Below are 20,123 nucleotides of genomic sequence, written 5' to 3' on the forward strand. Positions count from 1 at the left end.
TCAATGTCCCACGGGGAAGGCAATCGGCGCCGAACGCGCCAACCCACCCCGGCACTTGAGCACGCGCAATTGCGCAGGCCTGGCATCGATGGCGATGCGCAGCGCCGCTGGCGAAGGGTTGATCGCCTCATTGATCGAGCGGTAGGCAAACGCCAGGGTCGAGCCGGTTTCCGCCGCCACCTGCAAGCGCCGTAACGCCCGGTCATCGGCCTTGTGCGGCCAGCACAGCACTGCGCCGCAACTGCCCGAACGCAGGCATTGTTCCGCTGCCCACAAGGCATCGCGCTCGCTGGCCTGGATGATCGACAACTGACGCAGATCGACCCCCGCGTTCTGCCAGGCCTGGGGATATGGCACGTAAGGCGGCGCCACCAGCACGATGCGCTCGCCCGCGGCGGACAACCGCGCCAGCGCCGGCCACACCAGTTGCAGCTCACCGACGCCCTGCCCGGCCAAAAGGATTTCGGTCAGCGCCGCTTCCGGCCAACCGCCCGTAGGCAACGCCGCATCCAGCGCGGCATGCCCGGTGGGTTGCGGGCTGACGGCCGGGGGCGCAGGCCGACCCTTCCAGACCTGGCCGCCATTGAACAGCGTATCCAGCGCAACGACGGCGCCCATCACCCTTGCCTCACCAGACCGCAGAACACCCCTTCGATGGCCAGGTCCTGACTGGCTTCGACGATGATCGGCTTATAGGCCGGATTGCGTGGCAGCAATCGGACAACCTCACCGACCCGTTCGAAACGTTTGATGGTGACTTCGCCGTCGAGTCGCGCGACGACGATCTGGCCGTTGACCGCCTCGGGATTGCGGTGCACGCCGACCAGATCGCCGTCGAGAATGCCGTCTTCGATCATCGAGTCACCCTGGACCCGCAGCATGTAATCCGGCACCCGCGAGAAGATCGACGGGTCGAGCAGCAAGCGGCTGTGAACCTCGGCATCGGCACCGATCGGCGCACCCGCCGCCACCCGGCCGAGTACCGGAATGTCCAGCAACTCGGGCCGCGCCGGTTGCCCGAGCAAACGAATACCCCGGGCCTGATGCGCATTGACCTCGATGAAACCGGCCTCGGTCAGCGCCAGCACATGCTTGCGCGCGACGCTACGGGAGGCGAAACCGAACGCCTCGCTGATTTCAGCGAGGCTCGGGGACTGACCGTGCTCGGCGATTCGATCGCGGATAAAGGTCAGGATGGCGGTACGGCGGGGAGTTAAAGTCGTCATGGAGTACATTTGTACTCTTTTGGCTTTTTTCTGGCAAGGACCGCCAGTCAGCTCACTTCCCAGACCTTGTGGTTTCCCCTGTGGGAGCGAGCTTGCTCGCGATAGCGGACTGACATTCAACATTGATGTTGACTGTTATGACGCCATCGCGAGCAAGCTCGCTCCCACATTAGATTTCAGTAGGTTCGGGGGCGAGTTGTGCCAGGTAGGGCCATGGGTAGATCCCGCGCTCATGGCCGTCGCTGAAGATAAGTTGAAGGCCGTAGCCTTGGGCGTTCAGTTCGGTCACTCGAATGCGAGGATCGACTTTCACCGTCAGCCCTTGCAGGCGAAACGCCCGGCACTGCGAGCACGGGCATTGGCGGCGCAACTCAGCGTGGTCCAGCAACTGTTCGCGACCATCCGGCCAGTTCAGCCGCAGCTGCTGTTTGCCTTGGGAATTGCCAATCGCCACCGGGTTCATTGCAGCTGACTCAAGGCAATGCGTACAGCTTTGCGCACTTCCGGATCACCGTCGTCCTGCGCGGCTTGCAAGGGCGCGATGGCGCCTCGGTCGTTCAACTCTCCGAGCGCCAGGGCGGCTTCCTTGCGCAGGTTGCTGATGCGGTGGCCGAGGGTTTCGATCAACGCTTCAAGGGCCGGGACGTAACGTAAACGGCCGAGGCTGCGGGTGGCGCGCAGACGGACTTGCCAGTAATCGTCACTCAAGGCTTCAACCAAGGCCGGGCCGGCGTCGACGTGACCGACCTTGCCCAGCGTGGTGGCGGCTTCTTCGCGGACTTGCCAGGCTGCGTCCTGCAAGGCATGGCGCAGCGCCGGCAGCACGTCGGCGTCGGAGGCCAGGCCAAGGGCGCCGGTGGCGGCGCGGCGGACTTCGGTGTCCGGGTCGTCACTGACCAATCGAGCAAGCGCCGGCAACGCATCGAGCTGCTTGAGCCAGCCGAGTACGCCGACGGCTTCGCGGCGAACACTGGCGTCTTCATCGGTCAATGCCCCTAAAGCCGCAGCGGCGGCATCGGGAAAGCGCAACTCACGCAAGGCCCGGAAAGCGGCGATGCGCACACTGATGTCGGCATGCCCGGTCCACGGCAGAATCACCCTGCCCGCCGCCTCGGTCTTGAGCAGACTAAGGCTTTGCGCGGCGGCCGCTTGCACGGCTTGGGAAGGATCGGTCAGCGCCTGGCACAGCGCTTCGACCACAGGCTCGTCCTCCCAGGCTTCGAGCAAGCGTGCGGCTTCGGCGCGGACTTCTTCGGTCGGGTCTTCAGCCAGTCGATTGACCAGCCACAGCAAACCGTCCGGCTCTTCAAGATCGGCCAGTTCGATCAGCGCGATCCGGCGCACGACGGGGTCGTCATCAGTCAGGCGCGGTTGCAGGGCGAGAATGTCGTCGTTATCGGTTACATCGAATAGAGAGGTCATAGGGCAAATCGCGGCAGTTTGTTTTCAAGGGGAAGTCCGAGAGGGTTCAGGCGCGGTAACTGCCGACCGTCTTCGTGACGCAGCAACTCGAGGCAATGACGCTTCAAGCGGGAGAACTCGTGGCTGGTGACCAGTTCGGTGGTGCGTGGCCGTGGGAAATCGAGGCGCAGGTCTTCGATGATCCGGCCCGGGCGCGAACTCATGACCAGCAGCCGATCGGCGAGGAACAGCGCTTCATCGATGTCATGGGTGACGAACACCACGGTGGTGCGAATTCGCGTCCAGATGTCCAGCAGCAGCTCCTGCATGTTCAGCCGGGTCAGCGCATCGAGGGCGCCGAAGGGTTCGTCCATCAGCAACAGGCGCGGGCGGTTGATCAGCACCCGGGCGATTTCTACCCGCTGCTGCATGCCACCCGAGAGCTGGTCAGGCCAGCGATCGGCAAACCCTTCGAGGCCCACCAGGGCAAGGATTTCGTCGGCGGCTTTGTGGCGCTCGGCTTTGCCGATGCCGCGCATTTTCAGGCCGAAAGCAACGTTGTCGCGCACGGTGCGCCAAGGGAACAGCGTGTGGTGCTGGAACACCATGCCGCGCTGCGGGGACGGGCCCGAGACCGGCGCACCGTCGACTTTCAGGGTGCCGGTTCGCGGTTGCAAGTGACCGGCCAGCGCGCCGAGCAAGGTCGATTTTCCGCAACCGGACGGCCCGAGAATGCACACGAATTGCCCCGGCTCGATCTGGCAATCCAGGCCTTGCACGGCTTCGAAGGCTTGCTTGTCTTCGCCGAGGACAATGGACAATTGTCGGATGTCGATCCGCCCTTCAGGGGTTTGCATCACGCTCATCAGGCTTTTCCTCGTGGTCGGTGCCAGGGTGTGAACAGCCCGCCCAGACGTTTGATCAGCAGGCTGCTGCCCATTCCGAGTACGCCAATCAGCAACATGCCGACCACGATGTCGGCGTAGTTCTGGATGGTGTAGGACTCCCAGGTGTAATAGCCGATGCCGTACTGGCCGGAGATCATTTCGGCGGTCACCAGGCAGAACCATGAGGTGCCCATGCCGATCGCCAGGCCGGTGATGATGCTTGGCGCAGCGCCTGGCAGGATCACCTCCAGCAGAATCGCCCGGCGCCCTGCCCCGAGGCTTTTCGCCGAGGCGATCAGCCGTGGGTCGACGCCTTCGACGCCATGCACGGTGTTGAGCAAAATCGGGAACAGCGCGCCGGTAAAGGTGATGAAGACCATCGACAGCTCTGACGAGGGGAACATCAGGATCGCCAGCGGAATCCAGGCCACGGCGGGGATCGGGCGCAGGACTTCCAGCGGTGGTAGCAGCAGATCTTCAGCCCATTTCGAACGACCGATGGCCAGGCCCAACGCGATGCCGATGATCAGTGCCGCGAGGTAACCGGCGAAGACTCGGCTGAGGCTGCTGCTCAGGTGTTGCGCGAGCTTGCCGGAGTCGCCAAGGCCGAGGGCGGCTTCTATGACCGCCAGCGGCGTCGGGACGTTGGCGAAGGTGACCAGGCCGAGGTTCCAGTGGTGACTGGCGGCGAGTTGCCAGAATACAAGGCAGAGCAGCAATGAAGCGGCTCGGGGGATCCAGCGTGAAAACATATATCACCTCTGATCGTTCCCACGCTCTGCGTGGGAATGCATCCCGTGACGCTCTGCGTCACATTGAAGAGCGGAACGCGGAGCGTCCCTGGCGGCATTCCCACGCAGAGCGTGGGAACGATCTGACTTCAGCGGGTGGCGACTGCTTGGGTGGTGGCGTCGGTGAAGTCGAAGACTTTTCCGCCCTGGGTCGTGGCGAACTGTTGGGCCTGGCCTTTGAGCAGGAACGCGCTGAGGCGCCCTTTCGCATCACTGGCAAACCACGCCTGATCCGCCAGCAACTTGATCCCGCTGTCACTCGCCTGGGCATACACCGCGCGGATGTTTTTGCCTTCCTGCTTCAGGCTGGCCAACGCAGTGAACGCCGACTCTGCCGAGGCGTACTGCCGAACCTTCGGTTCACCTCGTACCCAAATTTCCGCCACATGGCTGAAATCGGTGATGGCTTTGCCACTCGACGCATCCACCGCCTTGAGCGGCGTCTGCCCGTAGTTGGCCAGTTGAGCGGTGTAATCCAGGTTCGAGGCCTTGAACGCGGCGCGGATGTATTGGTCGTCAATGAAGGTATTGAGGTCCAACCCGCGATCAGCCTTCTTCAACAGCTTGAGGGTGTCGATGGCAGTCCCGACGGCCTGACGGTATTCCGGCTTCCAGCTCAGGTCGCGGGTTTGCACACCCAGCGGACCGTGGAACAGGTAATTGACCTCGGCATCGACGCCGGTGACCTTGGCGATCAACTCGCTGTACTTCTCCGGCTCAGCCGCGAGCAACTGATTGGCTTCAATGCTCGCCCGCAGGTAAGCCACAACGATTTCCGGGTACTTCTTCGCATAGGCCTGATCCACCAGCGCACCGTGGAAGGTCGGCGCATTGGCCTGGGCGCCGTCATAAATCTTGCGAGCGAAACCACGGCTGGGGAACAGTTCGGCGAACGGCACGAAGTCGGCGTGGGCGTCGATCTTCCCGGCCTGCAAGGCCGAGCCGGCAACTTCCGGCGGCTGGGCGATGATGTTCACGTCTTTCAGCGGGTCCCAGCCTTGGGCAGCCACGGCCCGCAGCAACATGCCATGGGCCGTCGAGGCGAACGGCACAGAAATGGTCTTGCCCTTGAGTTCGGCCAGCGACTGCACGCTCGATGCGCTAGGCACCACGATCCCGTTGCCACTGCCCTTGATGCTGCCCGACAGCACGCTGATAAACAGGCTGTGTTTGCCCGCGGTTTCGAACGCCACACCATTGAACGAACCGGGGAAATCGGCCATGGCGCCGAAGTCGAGTTTGCCGGCGACCATCTCGTTGGTCAGAGGCGCGCCGCTGGTGAAGTTTTTCCACTCCACCTCGTACTTGGCGTCTTTGTAGGGGCCGTCGTGGGGCAGGTATTTGCCCAGCAGGCCCAGCTCGCGAATCAACAGACCGCCGGCGGCACAGTTGATCGTGGTGTCCTGGGTGCCGATGGCAATGCGGATGGTTTCGGCCGACGCCGACAAGGTGAATGAAGCCAGTACCAGACCGGCAAACGCTGCACGCAATAACATAGGTGTTTCCCCTCGAATCATTTTTAGGATATTCGTCTCCGCCACGATCAGGGCGTGGTGGGAAACGAGGGGTGTTTTGAAGCAAGCGTCCGGTGTTGCCGGGTAGCTATTCTGTTTTCTGTGGCGGCCTCATCGCGGGCAAGCCCGCTCCCACAGTGGATCGAGGCCAGCCGCAAATCTTGTGTACACCAGGCAACCTGTGGGAGCGGGCTTGCCCGCGATGGCGTCCGGTCATTCAGCGCAATAAGTAAGGTATTTCGACCTTCACCGCCCCGGTCGGACAGTCCTTTTCACACGGCATGCAGTACCAGCATTCGTCGAACGCCATGTAGGCCTTTTGCGTGGCCGGGTTGATCGCCAACAGGTCCATCGGGCACACATCGACACACACGGTGCAGCCTTTATGGGCAATGCAAAGGTCCTCATCGACCGTGACGGGCGCGTTGGAGCGGAAGAAGATTTCCTGGGGTTGATAGGCCATTTTTGCGGTCTCTCTTTTTGTGAGGCTCAGGCAGCACAGGCACCGACTCGCAGCCGGTCGTAGGCCTGCATTTCATCGGCGTCCAGCGGGATGATGTAAGGCTCGACGGCTTTCTTGAAACTGGTCATCTGGCCGTTTTCATCCTTCTTCAGGTGGCAATGGCAGAACCAGTCGCTGTCGTTGCGTTGCGGGTGATCGACCCGATAGTGGTAAAGCCCCCAGCGACTTTCGGCGCGGAACAGCGAAGCGCGGGCGGCCATTTCGGCGCAGTCGCGGATCATGCTGACTTCCATCGCGCGCATCAGTTCGTGGGCGTTGTGGGCCTTGATCTGATCGAGATCGCGCTGGATATCGCTGAAGCGTTGCAAGCCGATTTGCATCTTCTTGGTTACTTTCGGCGGTTGCAGGTAGTCGTTCACAAAACGTCGCAGCTTGTATTCCACTTGCGCTGGCGGCAAACCGTGTTCGCGATCCAGCGGTGCGTAGACCCGGGCTTTTTCTGTTTCGATTTGCTGGGCATCGACCGCTGAAAACCCGCGACCGACGACAAAATCCGCCGCGTTGGTGCCGGCAAACCAGCCGTAGGTGAACGCGCCGAGCATGTAGTTGTGCGGCACCGCGGCCATGTCACCCGCCGAGTACAAACCCTTGACCGAGGTTTCGGCCTTCTCGTTGACCCACACGCCGGAGGCCGAGTGACCGCTGCAAAAACCGATCTCGGAGATGTGCATCTCGACCATTTGCGTGCGGTAGTCGGTGCCGCGATTGGCGTGGAACTGGCCGCGACTCGGGCGTTCGTTGCTGTGCAGGATTTCTTCGATGTTCTGGATGGTTTCCTCGGCCAGGTGATCGAGTTTGAGGAACACCGGACCATTGCCGCTTTCGAGTTCCTGGTGAAACTCCCACATCATCTGGCCGCTCCAGTAATCGCACTCGATGAAACGTTCGCCCTTGTTGTTCGCGGTGTAACCGCCCAACGGACCGGTGACGTAGGCGCAGGCCGGGCCGTTGTAATCCTTGATCAGCGGGTTGATCTGGAAGCATTCGAGGTTCGCCAGTTCTGCCCCGGCGTGATAAGCCATGGCGTAACCGTCGCCGGCGTTGGTCGGGTTTTCGTAGGTGCCCATCAGGTAACCCGAGGACGGCAAACCGAGACGCCCGGCGGCGCCGCAGCAGAGGATCACGGCTTTGGCCTTGATCACATGGAAGTCGGCGGTGCGGCAGTCGAACCCCATCACGCCGTTGACCGCGCCCTCTTCGTCCGTCAGCAATCGCGTGCAGACCAGCCGATTGGTGATGCTCACCCGCGCCCGCTTCAACTGGCGGTACAGGACTTTTTTGATGTCATGCCCTTCCGGCATTGGCAGCACGTAGGCGCCCATGTGGTGGACCTTTTTCACCGCGTAGTCGCCGGTTTCATCCTTCTCGAACTTCACGCCCCAGCGGTCCAGTTGCTCGATGGTTTCGAAGCTGTGGGTCGCGTAGGCATAGACCGCCGCCTGATTGACGATGCCGTCATTGGCGATGGTGATTTCCTTGGTGTATTGCTCCGGCGTCGAGTGACCGGGAATGATCGCGTTGTTCAGGCCATCCATGCCCATGCTGATCGCGCCACTGCGTTTGACGTTGGCCTTGTCGATCAGCAACACGCGTAAATCGCGGTTGCGTTCCTTGGCCTTGATCGCCGCCATCGGTCCTGCGGTGCCGCCGCCGATCACGACGATGTCGTATTCCTGTTCGAGGGTACTTCTAGTCATTGAGCCGTGAGTCATGCCTGCGCCCCTTTTTGCCGGTCGATCCGCAGGCGGTACTGGAAGGCATCGCCGCGGTAGTAAAGGTGTTCGAAGTCCACGGGTTGGCCGCTGGCATCGTGGGTCAGGCGCTCGATGCGCATGATCGGCGAGCCGGGTTCGACGTTCAGCGCCTGGGTCAGGTCGCTGTCGGCCAGCACCGCGTCGATGGCCAGATCCGCGTGACCGAGGGCCAGGCCGCAGTCGTTTTCCAGGATCAGGAAAATGTCGCGGGTGACCAGATCGGCCTTCTCCAGACGCTCGCCGATGGCCTTGGGCAGGTAGGTGATCTCGAGGGAAATCGGCTCGCGGTTGATCAGCCGCACCCGTTTGATCTGCGCCACAATCTCGCCTTCGGCGACTTGCAAGCGCTCGGCAACGAGTTTGTCGGCGGGAATGAATTTGAAACTGCGCAGGCGGTTGATCACCTCATAGCCGCGACCGGTCATGGACTCGGCGAGCCCTTGCAGGGTGCTGACGTTCTGGAAGGTTTTCGGCTTGGCGACGAAGGTGCCCTTGCCGTGGATCTTGAAGATCAGCCCTTCTTTCTGCAGATCCCCCAAGGCCTGGCGCACGGTGATGCGGCTGACTTTGAACAGCGCGCCGAGTTCGCTTTCGGAAGGCATCTGGCTGTCTTGCGGGTATTCGCCGTCGAGGATGCGGGCGCGAAGCACATCCCGCAGTTGGGTGTGCAGCGGAACGCTACTGAGGGAGAGAACGTTATCGGTCATGGAAGATCACTTGTTATAACGAGTTATGACGTGATCTTAAAGTTCTAATGACGGGCTTGAGAAATACTGTTTGAGCATAAGGTTAGATTCGCCGAACGACCGCGGACTTGTAGCAGCTGCCGAGCAGCGCGAGGCTGCGTTCGGCTGCGAAGCAGTCGTGAAATCAGATAGCGCGGTGTGTCAGGGTAATCTTGCATGCAGGGTTTACGACTGCTTCGCAGTCGAACGCAGCCTCGCGCTGCTCGGCAGCTGCTACATCGGCGGGGCATTCAGTGAGCGTTAGCGGCGCTTGAGGATCTGGTCCATCACCCAATCGGTTTTCAATGCCTGTTCGGCCACGGCCGGATGCTGCGCCTCTCCCCGAATGTGCGCGTTCATGCCCAGCACGTGATGCCACTGGATGTGCTCGTGATTCTCGATGTGCAGGCTGAGGCTTTCATCGGCTTCAAGCTGAACCGGATGCTCATCGAATACGGAAAAGGTAATCCGGCCTTTGCTGCCGATCAGCTCGACCCGATCTTCGCGGCGGTCCGCAACGAAATTCCAGCAGCCCATGCCCAGGGCGCCCGACGCAAACCGCCAACTGGCGCTGACGGCATCCTCGGCGGCATACAAACCGGCCTGGTGCGCGGTAAACCCGGCGACTTCGACGATGTCGCCAAGCAGGTACTGGAACAGGTCGAAGCCATGGCTGGCCAGGTCGGCGAAATAACCACCACCGGCAATGGCCGGGTCGGTGCGCCAGTTATTCGTACCGCCAAGATCGGTCGGAGATGGCGCTTTGGTCAGGGTCCAAGTCAGGTGCCGGACCTCGCCGATCCGCCCTTCCTCCAGCCATTGCCGTACTTGCTGGAAGCGCGGCAATGAGCGTCGATAGTAGGAAACAAACAGGTGCAGCCCGGCATCGGCAAAGACCTTTTGCATCTCACGGCTTTGCCCGGCATTCAACGACATCGGTTTTTCGACGCAGCAATGTTTGCCGGCGGCGGCCACCCTCAAGGCGTAAGCGTGATGACTGTCAGGTGGCGTGGCGATGTACACCGCGTCGACCTCGGGATCATTGATCAGCGCGTCGACATCGGTATAGACCCGAGCGATGCCGTGGCGCGCGGCGTAATCCGTCACCGCCTCCAGACGCCGGCCCATCACCGCCACCAGCGCCGAGCCGGGCGCCTTGTAGAAGGCCGGCCCGCTCTTGCGTTCAGCGACGCTGCCACACCCGATCATGCCCCAGCGCACCACGTTCATACTCACTCCCTGATATTTAGCCGATGCGCAGAGCGCGCAGGTCCAGATGACCGTCCTTGAGCGGCGGGCACCAGTAGTAGCCGCCAGTGATTGGCCGGCTGATGCGGTACAAACCGTCGGTGATGCCGTCTTCCAGACCGCTCATGCGGCGCAGTTGGGCTTCGAAGGCATCGAGGGAGAAACCAAAGGCCAGGAACATCAGGCCGGCGCGATCGCCTTCGATCCAGGGCATGGAACGGCGCACCACGAACGCCTCGGGGGCGAAGCTTTCCTGGGCGGTGCGTTTGACGTGAGCGGAGATCGGCGCGTCGTCGATCTCTTCGTTGTCGCTCAAACGACGGCCCATGATGTTGTCCTTCTCATGGGACGGCATCGCGTGGAAACCTTTCAGATCATGCTGCCACTGTTGGATCGCGGCGAAGCTGCCGCCGACCATTCCGTCAGCGCCGTCACTCACCAGCGCTGCGGCGACGGCGGCTTCGTCGTGAGGGTTTTCGGTGCCGTCTTCATAACCGGTCAGGTCGTGGCCGGTGAGGTGGCGGAAGGTTTCGTTCATCTGCACCAGGCGCAGGGCCGGGGCCAGCGCGGCTTCGATGGCGTTGCTGCGATTGAGCAATTCGCCACGGTCGACACCGTGCAACCAGCACCAGAGCGCGTGCTGAGTCGACGGGTTGTCGACGCCGACACCGGTCAACGCTGGAAAGGTGCGCAGGCCTTCGATTTGCCCCTTGAGGGCCTTGACCAGGGACTCACCGAAACCGACCACTGCCGACTTCCCGTCCACCAGCCCCTTCAGATTCTCCAGCGCGGCCGGCAAGGCAGCGGCGGATTCGAGTGCGAAGAACATATGACGGGCTTGAGGCGGAACTGGGGTGGCGAGAATGCCCGGCTGGTAGTAACTCATATGAACTCCTTTAGAAAGAGCGCGAAGTTTAACCGTAGCATTGGCCGTTGTGTGTTTTCAGGTCAAAAACCACCACTTTCATCCCTCGTTCAACCAATCAAGACAGCGAGTGCTGTAGGTCATGACAATCCGTGTTGCCATCTGGTAAAACGATTCAGCTATGCTGATCGAGCGCGCCGCCTGTAATAGGCAGCCTCTCGCCACCACTTTCGACAGCCGCGTTGTCATCAGGCCTTGACCTGACAGCAGTGCGTAGCGATAACAGACCTTATCCGCATCACCCAAATCCATACGGGGTAGCGACATGACCACAGCACACATTCTTGGCAACCTGTTTCCCGACGCCACCGACATCCCGGAAAAATACCGACTCGACGGCCAGACCGAGCAGCGTGAATACCTGGTCGACGGCGAGCTGAAAACCTGGTCCGGGCCCCTCGCCCAAGTCCGCAGCCCGGTGTACCTGACGGGTGAAAATGGCGACGAACAAGTGATCCTTGGTAGCACGCCGCTGCTCGATGCCGACACCGCATTGACCGCCCTCGATGCCGCCGTCCGCGCCTATGACCGGGGCCAGGGTCTGTGGCCGACAATGCGCGTGGCCGAGCGCATCCAGCACGTCGAAGCCTTCCTCGGACGCATGCGCGAACAGCGCGAAGCCGTGGTCAAGTTGCTGATGTGGGAAATCGGCAAAAACCTCAAGGACTCGGAGAAAGAGTTCGACCGCACCTGCGATTACATCGTCGACACCATCAACGCGCTCAAGGAGCTCGACCGCCGCTCCAGCCGCTTCGAACTGGAACAGGACACCCTCGGCCAGATCCGTCGCGTCCCGCTGGGTGTGGCGTTGTGCATGGGACCTTACAACTACCCGTTGAACGAAACCTTCACCACGCTGATTCCGGCGCTGATCATGGGCAACACCGTGGTGTTCAAACCGGCCAAGCTGGGTGTGCTGCTGATTCGTCCGTTGCTGGAAGCGTTCCGCGACAGCTTCCCGGCCGGGGTGATCAACGTGATCTACGGCAGCGGCCGCGAGACCGTCAGCGCGCTGATGGCCAGCGGCAAGATCGACATCTTCGCGTTTATCGGCACCAACAAAGCCGCGAGCGACCTGAAAAAACTCCATCCAAAACCGCACCGCTTGCGCGCAGCGTTGGGCCTGGATGCGAAAAACCCCGGCATCGTGCTGCCCGAGGTGGATCTGGACAACGCGGTCAGCGAAGCGCTCACCGGCTCGCTGTCGTTCAACGGTCAGCGTTGCACCGCGTTGAAAATCCTCTTCGTCCATGAAGACGTGGTCGACGCTTTCATCGAGAAATTCAACGCCAAACTCGCCAGCCTCAAACCCGGCATGCCGTGGGACAGCGGCGTGGCGCTGACGCCGTTGCCGGAAGCGAGCAAGGTCGATTACCTGCACTCGCTGGTGGCGGATGCCGCCGGCAAAGGCGCCACCGTGGTCAACCCCAATGGCGGTGAAGCCCGCGCATCATTCTTCTACCCCGCCGTGCTGTACCCGGTGACGCCGCAGATGCGTGTCTATCAGGAAGAACAGTTCGGCCCGGTCGTGCCGATCGTGCCTTACCGGCATCTGGACACGGTGATCGATTACGTCCTGGAATCGGACTTCGGCCAGCAGTTGAGTATCTTCGGCACCAACCCGGTAGCCGTCGGCCGGCTGGTGGACACCTTCGCCAACCAGGTCGGCCGGATCAACCTCAACGCCCAGTGCCAGCGCGGCCCGGACACCTTCCCGTTCAACGGCCGCAAGAACTCCGCCGAAGGCACGCTGTCGGTGCATGATGCGCTGCGGGTGTTTTCGATTCGCACGCTTGTGGCGACCAAGTTCCAGGAAACCAACAAAGAACTCATCAGCGAAATCATCAGCGGACGCAGTTCGAGTTTCCTGACCACCGATTACATCTTCTGAGGAGACCGAGACTGAGTACATTCAGAGACAGCCGACTGCCACCGCTAATGCGCCGACTACTGCGTCCGTTGCTGGACCCGTACCGGCGCTATCGCCACGCCAGAGTGATCCACGCGGTACGTGTGTCGTTGGGGTTGCTGGCAACGATCCTGCTGACCACCGGCATCAATCTGCCCCACGGTGAGTGGGCGTCGGTGACGATGCTGGTGGTGATCGGCGGTTTGCAGCACCACGGCAACATCGGCAAAAAAGCTGCCGAACGCGCCATCGGCACCTTGATCGGAGCCGGCGTTGGCTTGCTGCTGGTGGCGCAACAGGCCTGGCTCGGGTTGCCGTGGCTGACCTATTTCGCGATGGCCGTGGTTTGCGGGTTCTTCTCGTACCACGCCATCGGCAAGGGCGGTTACACCGCGTTGCTCTCGGCGATTACCGTGTTTATCGTCGCGGGACATGGCGATAATCCGATCACCGACGGGTTGTGGCGTGGGGTGGACATCCTGATCGGCATCGCCCTGGCCCTGGCATTTTCTTTCGCCCTGCCGCTCTACGCGGTTTATTCCTGGCGCTACAATCTGGCCGATGCCTTGCGCGACTGCGCAACGATCTACGGGCGCATCATCAATGGCCAATCGGTCACCGATGACGAACACCATAAACTCGTGGGTCGCTTGAACACGGTGATGGTGCAACTGCGCTCGTTGATGCCGTCGGTGTCCAAGGAAGTGCGGATCTCCATGACCGAACTCGATGCCATTCAGCGCCACTTGCGGATGTGCGTCAGCACCCTGGAAATCCTCGGCAACACCCGACCTGACGTCAGTGACCCCGATGCCATGGCCCATCTGCAATCGGCCTTGAAAGCCGAGCATCGACTGATTCGGGTGCAACTGATCGGTATGGCCCGAGCACTGAAATCCGGTGCGTCCCAGCGGCTCAGCCGGCCCGTCGAACTGCCGCCGGATTCAAGCCTGACCGCGCCGGTTTACAATCCGCTGGACGGCTACCGGTTATTGGTCCGGCAATTAGCCGCCAACATCGGCGAGATGCGCCAGCGCTTGGCCAAGACAGCACCGCGCTGGAACATCTGACATTTCTTTACGGCTTACTGCGTCGTCACCGTCCGACGAAACTTGAGACTCCAACCCTGTTGCATGCCGGCAGCGGCCAACAGAATCGCGGCAACGCCAATCCATTGCAGCGGTTCCAGGCGATGGCCGAAGGCAAACCAGTCGACGAAAATCGCTGCAATCGGATAGATGAAGGACAGCGCACCGGTCAATGCCGTCGGCAGTTTTTGAATCGCGCCGTAAAGCAGCACGTACATCACGCCGGTGTGGACAATGCCCAGGGTGACCAGGCTGGCCCACGCGCTCGGCGCTTGCGGCAGTGCCGAAAAGTGCGCGAATGGCGCGAGTAACAGCACGCCGGTGGTGACCTGGATTAATGCAATCAGATGCGGCGGTGTACCGGTCAGGCGTTTGATGATCAACGCGGCAATCGCATAAAGAAATGCCGCCCCCAGCGCCAGCGCGATGCCCATCAGGTAATCGTTGCCGCTCTCGCCCTGCCCGCCATGTGCGCTGACAATCGCCAGCATCCCGAGAAACGAAATGCCCAGCCAGAACAGTTTCTGCAGGGTGATTTTCTCATTGAGGAACAACGCGGCCAACCCCACCAGCATAAACGGCTGAACGTTGTATACCGCAGTTCCGATGGCAATCGAGGCGCGGGAGTAAGAAGCAAACAACAGCACCCAGTTGCCGACAATCGCCACGCCGCTGAGCACGGCCAGCAAGAACGTGGTGCGGGTCAGAATGCCGGGGCGCAGGAAGCCGAATGCCGCGCAGATCAGCAACAACGTGCCGGCGCCGAACACGCAACGCCAGAACACTACGTCCAGCACCGGTTGCCCGGACACCAGCACAAACCAGCCGATAGTCCCGGAAATCAGCATGGCGGCGGTCATTTCGAATGACCCGTGACGTATTGTTTTGTCCATCATCAGACTCCTGTGTTTGAGCCCAAAGTATGCCAATCCGCCGAGGGGCTTCTCCAGAGCAAAAAGCAGGCTAAACTCGATTTCTGCCTTTTTTATCAAGGCAGTTTGAATTTATTGCCTAATAGGGGTTTCGCCATGACCGACGATATCGACCAAGTGCTGATTACGGCATTGATGGAAGACTCACGGCGCTCGCTCAAGGCTCTGGCGCAAATCAGCGGCCTGTCTTCGCCCAGCGTCGCCGAGCGTTTACGCCGCCTCGAAGAGCGTGGCGTGCTCAAAGGCTATACCGTCGAGATCGACCCAAAATGCTTCGGCTATCAACTACAAGCCATCGTCCGCATTCGCCCGCTGCCGGGCCAATTGCAGGAAGTGGAGCGGCAGATTCAGGCCATTCCCGAATTTACCGAGTGCGACAAGGTCACCGGCGACGACTGTTTCATCGCCCGCCTGCACGTGCGTTCGATGGAGCAACTGGACACCCTGCTCGACCGCCTCAACACCCACGCCGAAACCAACACGGCGATCGTCAAGAAAACCCCGGTCAAGCGCCGCTTGCCACCGATGGCGTGACCCTTTACTCAAATCGCAGGCAAGAAAAAACCCGCCGAAGCGGGTTTTTTCCTCAAGGCTGACGATTAGTCATCGCGGCTCATGATGCCAAACAGCTGCAACAAGCTGATGAACAGGTTGTAGATCGATACATACAGGCTAATGGTCGCCATGATGTAGTTGCGCTCGCCGCCGTGAATGATGGCGCTGGTCTGGAACAGAATGCAGACCGAGGAGAACAGAACGAAACCTGCACTGATCGCCAGTTGCAGACCGCTGATCTGGAAGAACAGGCTCGCCAGCGTCGCACCCAGCAGCACGAAGAAGCCTGCGGTGATGAAACCACCCAGGAAGCTCATGTCCTTGCGGGTAATCAGCACGTAAGCCGACAGACCGCCGAACACCAGCGCAGTCATCGCGAAGGCCGAACTGACCACCTCGGCACCGCCCTGCATACCCAGGTAACGGTTCAGGATCGGGCCGAGCAGGAAACCCATGAAACCGGTCAGGGCAAATGCCGACACCAGGCCCCAGGCCGAATCACGGAGTTTGTTGGTGAGGAAGAAAAGGCCGTAGAAACCGATCAGCACCACGAAAATGTTCGGGTAGCCGACACGCATCTGCTGAGCGACAAACGCCATCACGCCGCTGAATGCGAGGGTGAGAGCGAGTAAGCCGTAAGTGTTGCGCAGGACGCGGCTAACCTCTAGCTGCTCAGCCTGCACGCTGTTATTAACTGCGTAATCCTGTTCGCGCATGGCGACACTCCTGTTGGTTTGAAACGTTCAGTCGCAAAGATCATAACAGACGCTCTGTAACAAGCTATGCAGAGAGTTTGACAGTGTGTTTCATTCAGGTATTATGGCGCCCGCAACGCAAACGGAGGTGTGGCCGAGTGGTTTAAGGCAACGGTCTTGAAAACCGTCGACTGTAACAGGTCCATGAGTTCGAATCCCATCGCCTCCGCCATATTTGTACCGATAGAGCCCTGATTATTCAGGGCTTTGTCGTTTCTGGGGTGTGGTGAAAATCCTGCCGCTCTGCATGCGTAACAAAACTATTTAGTAACCGTTACAAAACCTTCCTGATTTACCCCTTCCTTCCGGCGTCCTGCCCACAAAAAACTCCACCTCTTGCCACGCTGGTTTCGTCCACCGAGGAAACCGAAATGCCGGACGCGGAACGTGATCCTGAAGAGGTTCGATCTCGTGGCGCTCGACGATTCTAATGGCGGGTTCGAGCGCCAACTGACCCACGAACTACGAGTTCCCAGGCGACTCTGGATGCGAAGGCCTCTCATGACGAAAAAGAATGACTTTCTTCCTTTCGCCGCAAGCAAATTCAGGGCATCGAACCCTTAATCGTTTTTAGGCCGAAATCATGCAACCCTGGAACAGTATGGGCCCACGCGAAACGTCTGCCTCAACGGCAATTCTGGTAACGTCGCACCCGATGCGAATGCTAACGGAGTGACTTCGATGCCACGTATGTGGTTTTGATCTGACCAACACGTCAATTTCGATGTCTGTAAGATTTTCGTCATTGATCTTCAATGTCAATTTGCCATCTTCGTTGGGCGCGTTGAAGATCAAGGTAACGTCCTGAACATAGGCTGTAGGCATCTCGCACTGCCATGTAGCACGCCCCCGCGCGAGTATGACGGCGGGCAGATGCCAGAACGATGGCGGGTCGTCAAACAATGCCCATTTGGGCCAAAACGGGGAGAAGTATTTGCAGCGCTTCTGAGGTGCGCTTTTCCGCGAAATGACGAAGTCCAGCCACGAGCGAGAAAATGCGGCTGCATTGATTTCCGCTGCGTTGGCAGATAGATAGCCATAAAGGGAAAAATCTTGATTAGTGAACGGTTCCATATTCATCAGTTCCGCATCAAAGCCATCGACGTCGAATGAATAGCTGTCGAGCGGAAATCGCAGGTTAAGCACGAAATCGTGATAGCTAACGCCGCGCCCTGCACGTGCGAGCATAGTCTGCGCAGCAGGGTCATCCCAAGGCCTCAGCATCGATCTGACTTCCGTATTTGCCGCACCCGTTTTTGCCAGGTTATTGGCTATCTCATCGGGCAGCCAGTTGTAAAACTGAATACCAGTAGTATGTGAGTCATACGGAATGAGCCTGTTTGGTGTTTCCATCACCAGCACGGAGCCGCCCCCATCCATGACTTCGTCTGCCAGCCCGATGACTGTTCGCCTCTCGTCGTTCGTCAGATGCTCAAGGACTGCATATAGAACGAGTACGTCGATACGGTCTGGAATCTCATATTTCTTCTTGTCACGAAGAACGTCCGCGGCATTTCCTGCAATGAATCGCGTGTCGGGCGTTCCATACAACCGGTTTCGCTCCTCTGCCTGCTTGACCTGGTCATGATTGATCTCAATGCCTATATAAGTGCCGAAAAGACCGCAAAGAGAAAGCGATTTAGCCCCAGCACCACATCCGATCTCGACCGCGGTTTTGTCTTTTCCTGTTAGACCTTTACGCGTCAGCAGTGTACGCAGATAAAATATCGCAGATGCTATACGGTCCAGATCGTAATCCACGGCTCCCGCGTCCCGCATGCCAGTATAAAAGGTCATGAACCGCTCATTGATGCCTCTTGCAAGTTCCGTTTGCGAGTCCTCGTCACGGTTGTCTAGATGGAGCACCCGTGGATTGATCATTGCAAGCCTGTTGTTATCCATTGACATTATCGGCCTCCCTCCTACTGGTTTATCTGCGTATAGGTGAATCGTCCCTGATCGCCTAGATACTTCCGTACCTCGCGAAATGTTATCGCTCAGACTCTAGCGGAGACGGCTGATTGCCGCTGCGAATTTTAGAACTGACCGCAATCATCTGATCCACCCCCACTTTCTGCCGCCACGCACGGCATGGAGCATCGCTATGGCAAATGAAACTCTCTCGGACGAAGAGCTGGCGGATCTCACCGGCTACAAGGCTAGGAAATAGAACACCTCGTGACGTGTGATCAGGGTTGACGTAGCCCCGCACCTTTTTCAGCCCAATTCACTTTCCCGAATGAGCTTCTTGTTAATCTTCCCAACGCTGGTTTTAGGGATCTCGGCGACGAACTTGAACTGCTTGGGGATCGCCCATTTGTTGATGCGGCCACGCTCGACAAATCCTTGCAGGTGCGCCTCCAGGATCTTGCGGTCGAGATACTGTCCAGGCTCGCACACCACCAGCGCCATCGGCCGTTCACCCCATTGCTCATCGGCGATGCCCACGACCGCGACCGACATGACGGCCGAGTGTTCGCTGATCAGGCTCTCCAGTTCCAGGGAGCTGATCCATTCCCCGCCCGTCTTGATCACATCCTTGATGCGATCCTTGATTTCAACTCCACCCAACGCGTCGATAGAGGCCATGTCGCCGGTGTGCAGCCAGCCGTTGTGCCACAACTCGGCGCCCTTTTCGGGCTCCTTCAAATAGCCTTGGGTCAGCCAGGGCGCGCGCACCACGATCTCGCCCAGAGACTCGCCGTCGTGTGCAACGTCATTGCCACTGGCATCGATGATTTTCAGGTCGACCATAGGCACTGGCGTGCCCGTCTTGATCCGCGTGGCCAGTTGGGTTTGCGTGGATTGATCGAGGTCTTCGTCACGCAGGTAAGTCAGGCACAGCAACGGGCAAGTTTCCGACATGCCGTAACCGCTGTGCACCTGAATACCTTTGGCACTCGCTTCGCTGGCGATACCTAATGTCAGCGCGCTGCCGCCCAGGAGCACTTTCCAGCCATCGAAACGAGTTCGTTCAGCCTCCTCGCAGTTCAGGATCATTTGCAGAATGGTCGGCACACAGTGGGAGAACGTGACCTTCTCCTCTCGATACAGCCTGACCAGGCTGTTGGGCTCGTAGCGACCGGGGTACACCTGCTTGATTCCCATCAGGGTGGCGACATAGGGCACACCCCAGGCATGCACGTGAAACATCGGTGTGATCGGCATGTAGACATCATCGGAGCGCAGCAGCGGCAACCCCTGATAGACGCCCAAAGTGCCGACGGCATTCAAGGTGTGCAAGACCAATTGGCGGTGGGTGAAATACACGCCTTTAGGGGCGCCAGTGGTGCCCGTGGTGTAGAAAAGGGTCGCGACGGAGTTTTCATCGAAGTCGGGAAAGTCGTACTGGTCTGCCGACCCGGACAACAGGTTTTCATATTCCCCCAGCACCGGTAGCGACGTGTGAGTGGCTGTGTCGTCCGTAAGCTGCAGGTAACCTTTGACGGTTTTGAGCTGCCCCTGAATCTGTTCAACCAGAGGCAGAAAATCGTCATGCACCAGCACCAGGTCATCCTCGGCGTGGTTCATGGTGAAGAGCACCTGATCCGGCGAAAGACGGATGTTCACGGTGTGCAGCACCGCGCCGATCATCGGTACGGCAAAGAAACATTCCAGGTAGCGATGGCTGTCCCAGTCGAGCAGGGCCACCGTGTCCCCGGCCTTGACGCCGGCAGCGGTCAAGGCGTTGGCCAGCCGGCGAATCCGCTGGTTGAGGGTCTGGTAGCTATAGCGCAGTTTGTCGGCATACACGATTTCCCGACCCGGCTCGTAGCGCACGCCTGAGAGCAGCAATTGCTTGATCAGCAAGGGATAGGCATAAGCGCCGTCGGCGGGCGGAATTATTTTTGTCGCCATCATGGTTGTGGTTCCCCGTCCTTTTTACGTGA

At 59.7% G+C, this 20,123-nt stretch carries 19 protein-coding genes and 1 tRNA gene; 4 read left to right on the forward strand and 16 right to left on the reverse strand.

Features of this window, described 5'->3' with window-relative positions; all coding sequences use genetic code 11:
* From imuA to ACMXYI_RS25545, 12 genes are all read right to left on the reverse strand, one after another.
* Window positions 1-618, reverse strand: coding sequence for a translesion DNA synthesis-associated protein ImuA (gene imuA, locus ACMXYI_RS25490; protein ID WP_033061610.1), 618 nt, complete (start codon window positions 616-618; stop codon window positions 1-3).
* Window positions 618-1,235, reverse strand: a complete 618-nt coding sequence (gene lexA, locus ACMXYI_RS25495; protein ID WP_415769598.1) for a transcriptional repressor LexA — start codon at window positions 1,233-1,235, stop codon at window positions 618-620. The genes imuA and lexA overlap by 1 nt, the downstream gene beginning before the upstream one ends.
* A 160-nt stretch (window positions 1,236-1,395) precedes the next feature.
* The gene (locus ACMXYI_RS25500; RefSeq protein ID WP_415769599.1) at window positions 1,396-1,689 is read right to left on the reverse strand and encodes a DUF971 domain-containing protein; all 294 of its coding nucleotides are present in this window, start codon (window positions 1,687-1,689) and stop codon (window positions 1,396-1,398) included.
* Window positions 1,686-2,648, reverse strand: a complete 963-nt coding sequence (locus ACMXYI_RS25505) for a HEAT repeat domain-containing protein (protein ID WP_415769600.1) — start codon at window positions 2,646-2,648, stop codon at window positions 1,686-1,688. The genes ACMXYI_RS25500 and ACMXYI_RS25505 overlap by 4 nt, the downstream gene beginning before the upstream one ends.
* Window positions 2,645-3,493 carry an ABC transporter ATP-binding protein gene (locus tag ACMXYI_RS25510; protein ID WP_415769601.1) on the reverse strand — a complete coding sequence of 283 codons (849 nt, stop codon included), beginning with the start codon at window positions 3,491-3,493 and terminating at the stop codon, window positions 2,645-2,647. The genes ACMXYI_RS25505 and ACMXYI_RS25510 overlap by 4 nt, the downstream gene beginning before the upstream one ends.
* Window positions 3,493-4,266, reverse strand: a complete 774-nt coding sequence (locus ACMXYI_RS25515; RefSeq protein ID WP_415769602.1) for an ABC transporter permease — start codon at window positions 4,264-4,266, stop codon at window positions 3,493-3,495. The genes ACMXYI_RS25510 and ACMXYI_RS25515 overlap by 1 nt, the downstream gene beginning before the upstream one ends.
* A gap of 128 nt (window positions 4,267-4,394) precedes the next feature.
* Window positions 4,395-5,801 (reverse strand): ABC transporter substrate-binding protein, encoded by a 1,407-nt coding sequence (locus tag ACMXYI_RS25520; protein WP_415769603.1) that lies wholly within the window; start codon window positions 5,799-5,801, stop codon window positions 4,395-4,397.
* Between the two features lie 235 nt (window positions 5,802-6,036).
* Window positions 6,037-6,282 (reverse strand): 4Fe-4S dicluster domain-containing protein, encoded by a 246-nt coding sequence (locus tag ACMXYI_RS25525; protein WP_007946457.1) that lies wholly within the window; start codon window positions 6,280-6,282, stop codon window positions 6,037-6,039.
* 26 nt (window positions 6,283-6,308) lie between these two features.
* Complete coding sequence (locus ACMXYI_RS25530; RefSeq protein WP_415769604.1) at window positions 6,309-8,039, reverse strand: fumarate reductase/succinate dehydrogenase flavoprotein subunit; 1,731 nt, start codon at window positions 8,037-8,039, stop codon at window positions 6,309-6,311.
* Window positions 8,040-8,050: 11 nt separating this feature from the next.
* On the reverse strand, window positions 8,051-8,803 hold the full coding sequence (locus ACMXYI_RS25535; protein ID WP_415769605.1) for a GntR family transcriptional regulator: 753 nt from the start codon (window positions 8,801-8,803) through the stop codon (window positions 8,051-8,053).
* A 279-nt stretch (window positions 8,804-9,082) separates the two neighbouring features.
* Window positions 9,083-10,051 carry a Gfo/Idh/MocA family protein gene (locus ACMXYI_RS25540; protein ID WP_415769606.1) on the reverse strand — a complete coding sequence of 323 codons (969 nt, stop codon included), beginning with the start codon at window positions 10,049-10,051 and terminating at the stop codon, window positions 9,083-9,085.
* A 16-nt stretch (window positions 10,052-10,067) separates the two neighbouring features.
* Window positions 10,068-10,955: a Dyp-type peroxidase gene (locus ACMXYI_RS25545; protein ID WP_415769607.1), complete on the reverse strand. Its 888-nt coding sequence runs from the start codon at window positions 10,953-10,955 to the stop codon at window positions 10,068-10,070.
* Between the two features lie 304 nt (window positions 10,956-11,259).
* Between ACMXYI_RS25545 and ACMXYI_RS25550 the strand changes: the two genes are divergently transcribed.
* Window positions 11,260-12,885 (forward strand): NADP-dependent glyceraldehyde-3-phosphate dehydrogenase, encoded by a 1,626-nt coding sequence (locus ACMXYI_RS25550; RefSeq protein WP_415769608.1) that lies wholly within the window; start codon window positions 11,260-11,262, stop codon window positions 12,883-12,885.
* Between the two features lie 47 nt (window positions 12,886-12,932).
* Window positions 12,933-13,973: an FUSC family protein gene (locus ACMXYI_RS25555; RefSeq protein ID WP_415769609.1), complete on the forward strand. Its 1,041-nt coding sequence runs from the start codon at window positions 12,933-12,935 to the stop codon at window positions 13,971-13,973.
* Between the two features lie 14 nt (window positions 13,974-13,987).
* Here ACMXYI_RS25555 and ACMXYI_RS25560 read toward each other — a convergent pair whose 3' ends face one another.
* Window positions 13,988-14,884, reverse strand: a complete 897-nt coding sequence (locus tag ACMXYI_RS25560; RefSeq protein ID WP_046055161.1) for a DMT family transporter — start codon at window positions 14,882-14,884, stop codon at window positions 13,988-13,990.
* A gap of 135 nt (window positions 14,885-15,019) precedes the next feature.
* Here ACMXYI_RS25560 and ACMXYI_RS25565 point away from each other — a divergent pair, with 135 nt between their 5' ends.
* Window positions 15,020-15,457 carry an Lrp/AsnC family transcriptional regulator gene (locus ACMXYI_RS25565; protein ID WP_008155029.1) on the forward strand — a complete coding sequence of 146 codons (438 nt, stop codon included), beginning with the start codon at window positions 15,020-15,022 and terminating at the stop codon, window positions 15,455-15,457.
* 65 nt (window positions 15,458-15,522) lie between these two features.
* On the opposite strand, the gene ACMXYI_RS25570 is transcribed toward ACMXYI_RS25565, so the two are convergent.
* Complete coding sequence (locus ACMXYI_RS25570; protein ID WP_223432534.1) at window positions 15,523-16,194, reverse strand: Bax inhibitor-1/YccA family protein; 672 nt, start codon at window positions 16,192-16,194, stop codon at window positions 15,523-15,525.
* A 123-nt stretch (window positions 16,195-16,317) separates the two neighbouring features.
* Between ACMXYI_RS25570 and ACMXYI_RS25575 the strand changes: the two genes are divergently transcribed.
* Window positions 16,318-16,405 (forward strand) — tRNA-Ser (locus tag ACMXYI_RS25575).
* A gap of 398 nt (window positions 16,406-16,803) precedes the next feature.
* Here ACMXYI_RS25575 and ACMXYI_RS25580 read toward each other — a convergent pair.
* Window positions 16,804-18,141, reverse strand: coding sequence for a class I SAM-dependent methyltransferase (locus tag ACMXYI_RS25580; protein ID WP_415769610.1), 1,338 nt, complete (start codon window positions 18,139-18,141; stop codon window positions 16,804-16,806).
* A 309-nt stretch (window positions 18,142-18,450) separates the two neighbouring features.
* Window positions 18,451-20,094: a fatty acid--CoA ligase gene (locus ACMXYI_RS25585; RefSeq protein WP_415769611.1), complete on the reverse strand. Its 1,644-nt coding sequence runs from the start codon at window positions 20,092-20,094 to the stop codon at window positions 18,451-18,453.
* Window positions 20,095-20,123 lie beyond the last annotated feature (29 nt).

Origin of the sequence: Pseudomonas lyxosi (assembly GCF_047758685.1) — a bacterium.
GTDB classification, from domain to species: Bacteria; Pseudomonadota; Gammaproteobacteria; order Pseudomonadales; family Pseudomonadaceae; genus Aquipseudomonas; species Aquipseudomonas lyxosi.